Origin of the sequence: Candidatus Pelagibacter communis (genome assembly GCF_001180025.1) — a bacterium.
GTDB classification, from domain to species: domain Bacteria; phylum Pseudomonadota; class Alphaproteobacteria; order Pelagibacterales; family Pelagibacteraceae; genus Pelagibacter; species Pelagibacter ubique_A.
This window is the reverse complement of record NZ_CVSK01000003.1, coordinates 1-8,858: the sequence shown is the minus strand read 5'-3', so window position 1 is coordinate 8,858 and position 8,858 is coordinate 1. Positions and strand designations below refer to the sequence as shown.

Here is an 8,858-nt window from a genome sequence, read left to right as displayed (position 1 = left end):
CGTTACCAGAGAAAGTAATGCTTGCACTACCAGATACACTTAAAGCACCAGCATAAGCTGATGAAGCAATAAGAGACGTACCTAAAGCAGTCAAACCTATTTTTTTAAAGTTGTTCATATTAATTACTCCTTTTATTTAGTTTTATTATTAATAATAAACGTGGGTTTTTTAGCATTTTTGTTGGATTATTTAAGTTTTTAGAGCTTAATTAAATTAATTAAATAATTTATGTTGTATTTTTACAACACTAAAAAAGCCCTATTTCTCTATTTTTTTTCGATTAATCTTATTTTTACTATATATAATTGCCATATTATAAAAAAGTACATATGACATTCATCACTAAAATAATGATTTTAATATCTCTGATATTTTTAGTTTCAGCCTGTAAAAATGGGAAATTACCAGGATCTGATGCAAGGAAAATTCCTTATGATCCAAAAGAAAGAGTAAAAAGAAATCTAGAACAAGGTAAGGGTTTTCGTTTAAGTAATAGTCTTGGAGGTGGAAACAATAGAGGTGGGGATTTTCAATTTGCAAGTTCAAATGCACTTTGGAAAGCGTCTCTTGACGTTATTGACTTTATGCCATTAGCTTCAGCTAATTACAGTGGTGGTATGATTATAACTGATTGGTATTCAGACGAAAGAAACTTAGATGAGAGTATTAAAATAACAATTCGTTTTTTAACTAATGAAGTTAGGTCTGATGCTATAAATATCAAAATTTTTTATAAAACTTGTGATAGTTCTAATAAGTGCATAGTTAATGAAAAAAGTGGTCCTTTATCAAGAGAATTAAAAAAAGAAATTCTTAAACTTGCTGCCGTGTATAAAAAACAAAATGATGATGAGAATTATCAGCCCTATGTAATTTCAGATCCAAAAGATTAACAGTAAAAGCAAATTTGTGGATAGATATAATTTTAAAACTATCGAAGAAAAATGGCAAAACCTTTGGGCGAAAAATAAAACTTTCAAAACAAAAACTGATAAAAGTAAAAAGAAATTTTATTGCCTTGAAATGTTTCCTTATCCATCAGGTAAAATTCATATGGGTCATGTAAGAAATTACACCATAGGTGATGTATTAGCACGATTTAAAAGTTTACAAGGTTTTAATGTTTTACACCCAATGGGTTGGGACTCCTTTGGAATGCCTGCAGAAAATGCTGCTAGACAAAACAATTTAGATCCAAAAACATGGACTGAAAAGAATATTTTAGCGATGAAATCACAATTAAAAAAATTAGGTCTTTCTATTGATTGGGATAGAGAAATTTCAACTTGTACACCAGAGTATTATAAGCATCAACAAGCTTTTTTTTTAGATCTTCTTGAAAAAAAATTAGTTTATAGAAAAGAGAATTATGTAAATTGGGATCCAGTAGATGAAACTGTTCTTGCAAATGAACAAGTAATAGACGGAAAAGGTTGGAGATCTGGTGCTGCCGTTGAAAGGAAGAAATTAAGTCAGTGGTTCTTTAATATATCAAAGTTTTCTCAGGATCTTTTAGATGGGCTCGATAATCTAAATTCTTGGCCAAACAAAGTAAAAGTGATGCAAAAAAATTGGATCGGAAAATCATTCGGAAGTGAGATAAATTTCAAAGTTGAAGGAGATTTACCTGTAGACAATATCAAATGTTTTACTACAAGACCTGATACACTTTTTGGTTTTTCTTTTTTAGCTTTATCAATTGATCATGAAATTTCAAAGTTTTACAGCGATAACAATGATTTTTTAAAGTTTAAAGAAGAATGCTCAAAAACAGGAACAACAGAAGAAGCAATAGCTGTTGGAGATAAAATTGGTTTTAAAACCAATCTAGTTGCAACAAATCCTTTAAACCCGAAGCATAAGGTACCAGTATTTTTTGCTAATTTTGTTTTAATGGACTATGGCTTTGGAGCAGTATTTGGTTGCCCAGCTCACGATCAAAGAGATTTTGATTTTGCTAAAAAATATAAATTAGAAATTAAAACAGTTGTTAAACCTTTTAATGAAAATGATGACTTTGAGGTTAAAGATGAAGCCTATCCAGGACCAGGTATTTTAATTAATTCTAATTTTTTAAATGGCCTTGAAGCACCAGATAATTCTGTAATTGAAACAATAAAAATTTTAGAAGAAAAGAAAATAGGAAAGAAACAAATTAATTATCGATTAAAAGATTGGGGTGTTTCTAGACAGAGATATTGGGGATGTCCAATTCCTGTTGCTTATGATGAAAAGGGAAATGTTCATCCCATTCCAAAATCAATGTTGCCTGTAAAGCTCCCAGAAAATATTGAACTCAAAGTCAAAGGAAATCCACTAGATAGTCAAAAAGATTGGAAAGAAATTACCATTGATGGAAAAAAACTAACTAGAGAAACTGACACTCTTGATACTTTTGTTTGTTCTTCTTGGTATTTTCTAAGATTTTGCTCACCATACGAAAATAATCACGGCTTTAAAGAAGATGACATAAATTATTGGATGCCAGTTGATCAATATATTGGTGGGGTTGAGCACGCAATTTTACATCTTCTTTATTCAAGATTTTTTATGAAAGCTATTTCGTATAACAACAAAAATTTTAATCTAGAAGAGCCATTTTATGGCTTATTTACTCAGGGAATGGTATGTCACGAAACATATAAAGATCCAGATAATAACTGGGTTAGCCCAGAGGAAATAGAAACTATCGATGGAAAAAAATATCTAAAAAGCGATAAGTCTAAAATGATAAAAGTTGGCCCTTCAGAGTCAATGTCTAAATCTAAAAAAAATACAATTGATCCTGAAAATATTATTTTAAATTATGGAGCTGATGCAGCAAGATTATTTATTTTATCTGATAGTCCTCCAGAAAAAGATGTGCAGTGGTCAGAGGAAGGAATAGTTTCTTCTTTTAAATTTATTCAGAAATTATGGAATTTTAATTCAAAAATTTTAAAGGAAATTCAAAAAGATCATAAAAAAGATCATGATCAAGAAGTTGAAAAATTTACAAATAAATTGATTAAAAAAGTAACTGAAAATCTTGAAAATTTTAGTTACAATAAAATTGTCGCCAATTTGCATGAAATGCACACTTTTTTTTCAAAACAAATAGAGAATGATTATACGAAAAAAACGCTAAAAAAAAATTATAAAGATATATTAATTTTAATGTCGCCTGTAATACCGCATTTTGCTAATGAATGTTTAGAAATTATACAAAGTCAGAATAGCAATAAATGGCCAACGTTTGATCAAAAGTTTATAGAAAATGAAAGTGTCACTATTGTAATTCAAATTAATGGAAAAAAAAGAGGACTGTTAAACTTAAAAAAAGATACAGACGAGAAAGAATTATTGAGTTTAGTCAAAAAAGATGAAAAATTAAATAAATATTTAGAAAACAAAATAATTAAAAAACAAATTTTTATAAAAAATAAAATTATAAATTTGATTATTTAAATGAAAAAAAAAATTATATTACTTCTTATAGTGTATTTTTCTCTATCAAGTTGTGGCTATAGTCCAATTTATTCTAATCAATCAAATATAAATTTTAATTTGAAGATAAACAAAATTACTGGGGATGATATAATGAATAATATTGTTAATTCACAAATCAAAAAATATGAAAATATTTCCAGAGAAAAAAATATATTTATAAATATAAAAACATATTATTTAAAAGATATATTATCAAAAAATAAAAAAGGTGAAGTTACAAATTATTTAATAAAAATGGAAATTGAATTTGAAAAGATAGATGGTGAAAATAAAATATATACATTTAGAGAAGAAATAAAAACATCTAGTATGAGTAATAAGTTTGAGTTTAATAAGTATGAAAATACTATAATTAATAATTTTATAAATTCACAATTAGAAAAGTTTATTTTGAAAATTGTCAGTTAAAAATGATCATAAAACCCTATAAAATCAATACTATTGATTTTAAGAAATCTAAGATTCTACTTCTTTATGGAAAAAATGAAGGTCATAAAAAAGAAATAATAAAAGGTATTGATAAAGATAAAAATAAATTTTTAAATTATGAGCAAAACGAAATTATTGATGATGAGAATATCCTTTTTGAAAATATTTTTTCTGGGTCTTTATTTGATGATAAAAAATTTATAATTATAAAAAGAATTACTGATAAATTTTTAAGTGTTATTGAAAAAATTGAACCAGAAAGAATAAAAGATACAATTATAATTCTAATTGCAGATAATTTAGAAAAAAAATCAAAAATAAGATCAAAATTCGAAAAAGACAAAAATTATATTTGTATGCCTTTTTATCCAGATACTGATCAGATACTAATAAAGCTAGCATATAATTTTTTTAGAGATAAAAAAATTGCAATCTCATCCTCAATAATAAATTTAATTATTAATAAATGTAAGGGTGACAGAGAAGTACTTTTTAATGAATTAAATAAGATTAATATATATTGTAAGAATGGAAAGTCGGTTACAGAAGAAAATATCTCAAAATTAATTAATTTAATTGAAAATCACAACATTGCAGAGCTTGCAGATAATTTTTTAGCTCAAAACGATAAAAAAATAAAAAATATTTTAAATGAAAATAACTTTAGTAATGAAGATTGTATGCTAATTACCAAAACATTTATCATCAAAGCAAAAAAGTTGTTAAATCTTTCCAAAAACTATGAAAAAAATAAAAATATTGAATTAACTATATCATCAGCGAAACCACCAATATTCTGGAAAGATAAGGAAATAACTAAACAACAAATTTATAAATGGAACCCAAAAAAAATACAAAAACTAATTTACAAATTAAACGAAGTGGAACTTCTTATTAAAAAAAATTTCAGTATAGCAATTAATTTAATTATAGACTTTATTTTAGATAAAAAATTTGAAAATTAATAATTAGATTTAATAATCTCAATAATTTTATTTAATTGATCTAAATCTTTATATTCAAAAACTATTTTTCCTTTGTTTCTTTTATTATTTTGTATATCTACATTTAAACCAATTTTATTAGATATAGATAATTCTAATGAAATAATGTTTGGATCTTTGATAGAACTTGATTTTATTTTTTTATTTTTAAATAATTTTACAAAATTTTCAACTTGTCTAACAGAAAGTTTTTTTTCAATAATTTTAGCAGCAACAAAACTAGCATTATTAAGACCAACTAAAACTTTAGCATGGCCAGCCGTAATTTTTTGAGTTTCTATAAGCTTAATTACATCGTCTGGTAAAGTTAAAAGTCTTAATGAGTTAGTGATATGACTCCTACTTTTACCAATAAATTTTGATACTTTTTCTTGATCGTAAGAAAATTCGTCTATCAGTCTTTTATATCCCTGAGCCTCCTCTAATGGGTTTAAATCATGTCTTTGAACATTTTCTACAATTGCAAACTCCAAAGATTTTAAATCATCTGCCTCAGTAATTACTACAGGCACGTCATGAAGACCAGCTCTTTGAGCTGCTAACCATCTTCTTTCACCAGCTATTATCTCGAATTTTGTTACATCATCATTCGACTTTCTTACTATAATGGGCTGAATCATGCCTCTTTCTTTAATCGAATTGGTTAATTCCTCTAAGTTGGTTTCATCAAATATTTTTCTTGGCTGATATTTATTTGGAACTAAATCACTTATGGCTAACTTATTTGTTTGAGACTCTAGTTTTGTTTCGCCAATTAATGATGACAAACCTCTTCCTAACCCCTTCTTGACTTTATCCATTAAGCTGCGCTCCCTATTGGTGACTCTTGATTCATAAACTCATCAGTGAAACTAAAATATGATTTACTACCCGGGCAAGTTTTATCATAAATCAAAACTGGCATGCCATGTGATGGGGCTTCTGACAATCTGACATTTCTCGGGATTACTGTAGAATAAACTTTTTCATTAAAATAATCTCTTGCTTCTTTCTCAACTTGAGAAGATAGCTTATTTCTTTTGTCATACATCGTTAAAAGTATACCTCTGATTTTTAAATCTGGATTTAAACTTACTTTGATCCTCTCAATTGTTTTCATTAATTGAGTTAGGCCTTCTAGAGCAAAAAATTCTGTCTGCAGCGGTACTAATAGAGAGTTGGAGCATACTAGTGCCATTACTGTTAGGAGGCTCAAAGAAGGTGGGCAATCAATCAGAACATAATCATAAGATCCTCTAGAATCGTTTGAATATGCAGTTAATTTGGCCTTTAATATAAACGCTCTATTGCTATCATCTGCAGTCTCTACCTCAAGCCCTGATAGATCCACATTAGAAGTTATAATATCTAAATTTTCAAACTGCGTTTTTTGAATTACTGCTTCAATTTCATTGGTTCCATTCAATACACCATAAATTGTATCGCTTGAATTACCCATATTGGATAATCCAAGACCTGTTGTTGCATTACCTTGTGGATCTAGGTCTATGACTAAAATTTTTTTATTAAGTTGAGACAATCCTGCTGCTAGATTTATTACCGTAGTAGTTTTTCCTACTCCACCCTTTTGATTAATGACAGAAATAATTTGCATTTAATTTTTTTTTTTTATTTTTTTAATATTTATTAAAAACGAATCTTCATTAGTTAAACTTTTTTTTTCCTTGTATTCCATATTCCAATTTTTTTTAGAATTTTCAAAAATTTTTTTTCCATTCTTTCCCATAAAAAAAATTAAATTTTTATATTTAGAAAAGTTTTCATATACTAAGTCTAAGACAACTGGCATTGGTTTGAATGCTCTCGACATTATTGTTCCTGTTTCTAAATTTTTTATTTCAAAAATATTTTTTTGAAAAACTTTTGTGTTTAAGTTTAATTTTTCTGAAACCTCTCTCAAGAAATGGCTTTTATGATGGCTTTTTTCATAAAGATGTACATTCATATTATTTTTCATATTTTTTAGTATAATTGCAACAATTATGCCTGGCATCCCGCCTCCTGAACCTATATCTGTGGTTGTATTGCTATTTAAGTCAACAAAATCAATTATTTGTGCAGAATCTATAATATGACGGTCAATTATAGCTTTTTTTGATGCTGTATTTCTACTGATTATGTTGATTTTTTTATTTTTTTCAAGAATCATGGATATATAGTTTTCAAAGTCCAAAAATGTTTCACGTGAAACATTTAAGTGATTGATTCTAGTATAAGAATTTAAAATTTCTTGATCCATTAAGCTATATGCTTAATAGACTTTCTTTTAACATGTGACAACAAAATATATACAGCTGCTGGAGTAATTCCATCTATTCTTAAAGCTTGACCCATAGTTTTTGGCTTTATTTCCTTAAATTTAGCTTTTACCTCATTAGACAAACCTGAAAGTCCATCGTAATTGATTTTATCAGGTATAACCAGATTTTCATCCCTCTTAAATGCTAAAATATCTGCTTTTTGTTTCTTTAAGTAACCTCTATAATGAGCATTTATTTCTACTTGTTCATCAATTTCCTTGCTAAAAAAAGGTATCTCAGACCATATTTCCCTAATTTTAGACATATTAACCCCTTTTTGAGTTAAAACCTCGCTAGAGGACCTCAATATACCGTCTTTTGCTATTTTTATTCCAAATTTCTCTGCTTTAGATGGTGAAATCCTAGATTCGCTCATTTTTAAATTTATTTGTCTAATTTGTTCAAATTTACTCAAATATGCATCTTTTCTCTCTTCACCTATTAAACCAATATCAATTCCCTTTGCAGTTAATCTTTGATCAGCATTATCAGATCTCAAACTTAAACGATATTCTGCTCTTGATGTAAACATTCTATATGGTTCAGCTACTCCTTTAGTAACCAAATCATCGATCATTACTCCAATATATGCGTCTGATCTATCAAGTATGAATGGTTCTAATTTTTTAACAGACAAGCCAGCATTTATTCCTGCTATAAGTCCTTGTGCTGCAGCTTCCTCATATCCTGTTGTTCCGTTAATTTGGCCAGCAAGATAAAGATTGCTTATCTTCTTAGTTTCAAGGGTTAAGAATAGTTCACGTGGATCTATATAATCATATTCTATTGCATATCCTGGTCTTAATATAGTAACATTCTCTAAACCGTTGATATTATTACATATTTCTTGTTGCACCTCAGCTGGAAGTGATGTGGAGATACCATTTGGGTAAATTGTGTGATCATTTAGACCTTCTGGTTCTAAAAATATCTGGTGACGAACTTTATCTGCAAATTTTACTATCTTATCTTCTATGGATGGACAATATCTTGGACCTACTCCTTTTATGCTACCTGAGTACATAGCACTCTTAGATAAATTGTTTTCTATAATTTTATGAACCTTCTCATTTGTGTACGTCATTCGGCAGGAAACTTGTTTGTTAAAATTTTTTTTTGTTAAGAATGAAAAAAAATAAGGATCGTCATCTGCAAATTGTTCTTCTAAGTTTTCAAAATTGATTGTTCTTGAATCTAGTCTTGGTGGAGTTCCAGTTTTTAATCTTCCAATTTTAAAATCATATTTAGCTAATTGTTCACTTAAACCTGTAGAAGCTTTTTCATCGTATCTACCAGCAGGAGTTCTTTCATCGCCTATATGAATCAAACCATTTAAAAAAGTGCCTGTTGTGAGTATTATCTTATTAGATAAAACTTTCTTACCTTCTTTAGTTTCAAATCCACTTATAGAATTTTTATTAAAAATAAACTTTACGACAGGATCAGAAAAAACACTTAAATTACAATAGTTTAGCAATTTTTCTTGCATATATTTACGATAAAGTGATCTATCAGATTGGGTTCTAGGTCCTCTGACTGCTGGTCCTCTGCTCCTATTTAATAATCTAAATTGTATACCTGATTTGTCTGCTACATCTCCCATAACACCATCTAGAGCATCGATTTCCCTAACCT

The 8,858-nt window shown here is 27.9% G+C and carries 8 protein-coding genes; 4 read left to right on the top strand and 4 right to left on the bottom strand.

Annotated elements, in window-relative coordinates; genetic code table 11:
• Positions 1-330 precede the first annotated feature (330 nt).
• The 4 genes from AMN83_RS00060 to holA all read left to right on the top strand — a co-directional run bounded on the left by AMN83_RS00060 (position 331) and on the right by holA (position 4,884).
• The gene (locus AMN83_RS00060) at positions 331-894 is read left to right on the top strand and encodes a DUF3576 domain-containing protein (RefSeq protein WP_075503361.1); all 564 of its coding nucleotides are present in this window, start codon (positions 331-333) and stop codon (positions 892-894) included.
• 16 nt (positions 895-910) lie between these two features.
• Positions 911-3,448, top strand: a complete 2,538-nt coding sequence (gene leuS, locus AMN83_RS00055) for a leucine--tRNA ligase (protein ID WP_075503360.1) — start codon at positions 911-913, stop codon at positions 3,446-3,448.
• Positions 3,449-3,580: 132 nt separating this feature from the next.
• Positions 3,581-3,898 (top strand): hypothetical protein, encoded by a 318-nt coding sequence (locus AMN83_RS00050; RefSeq protein WP_143323616.1) that lies wholly within the window; start codon positions 3,581-3,583, stop codon positions 3,896-3,898.
• Positions 3,899-3,900: 2 nt separating this feature from the next.
• The gene (holA, locus tag AMN83_RS00045; protein WP_075503356.1) at positions 3,901-4,884 is read left to right on the top strand and encodes a DNA polymerase III subunit delta; all 984 of its coding nucleotides are present in this window, start codon (positions 3,901-3,903) and stop codon (positions 4,882-4,884) included.
• Here holA and AMN83_RS00040 read toward each other — a convergent pair.
• The 4 genes from AMN83_RS00040 to mnmG form a co-directional block, all read right to left on the bottom strand.
• The gene (locus AMN83_RS00040; protein ID WP_075503354.1) at positions 4,881-5,723 is read right to left on the bottom strand and encodes a ParB/RepB/Spo0J family partition protein; all 843 of its coding nucleotides are present in this window, start codon (positions 5,721-5,723) and stop codon (positions 4,881-4,883) included. The genes holA and AMN83_RS00040 overlap by 4 nt on opposite strands.
• The gene (locus AMN83_RS00035) at positions 5,723-6,517 is read right to left on the bottom strand and encodes a ParA family protein (protein ID WP_075503352.1); all 795 of its coding nucleotides are present in this window, start codon (positions 6,515-6,517) and stop codon (positions 5,723-5,725) included. The genes AMN83_RS00040 and AMN83_RS00035 overlap by 1 nt, the downstream gene beginning before the upstream one ends.
• Positions 6,518-7,162, bottom strand: a complete 645-nt coding sequence (locus AMN83_RS00030) for a 16S rRNA (guanine(527)-N(7))-methyltransferase RsmG (protein ID WP_075503350.1) — start codon at positions 7,160-7,162, stop codon at positions 6,518-6,520.
• A partial coding sequence (gene mnmG, locus AMN83_RS00025; protein ID WP_075503348.1) for a tRNA uridine-5-carboxymethylaminomethyl(34) synthesis enzyme MnmG occupies positions 7,162-8,858 on the bottom strand: 1,697 nt, incomplete at its 5' end. The genes AMN83_RS00030 and mnmG, both read right to left, overlap by 1 nt.

Coding starts and splice junctions, on each gene's coding strand:
- AMN83_RS00050 (WP_143323616.1), top strand. CDS start 3,581: ATGAATAATATTGTTAATTCACAAATCAAAAAATATGAAAATATTTCC.
- AMN83_RS00040 (WP_075503354.1), bottom strand. CDS start 5,723: ATGGATAAAGTCAAGAAGGGGTTAGGAAGAGGTTTGTCATCATTAATT.
- AMN83_RS00030 (WP_075503350.1), bottom strand. CDS start 7,162: ATGGATCAAGAAATTTTAAATTCTTATACTAGAATCAATCACTTAAAT.
- holA (WP_075503356.1), top strand. CDS start 3,901: ATGATCATAAAACCCTATAAAATCAATACTATTGATTTTAAGAAATCT.
- AMN83_RS00035 (WP_075503352.1), bottom strand. CDS start 6,517: ATGCAAATTATTTCTGTCATTAATCAAAAGGGTGGAGTAGGAAAAACT.
- AMN83_RS00060 (WP_075503361.1), top strand. CDS start 331: ATGACATTCATCACTAAAATAATGATTTTAATATCTCTGATATTTTTA.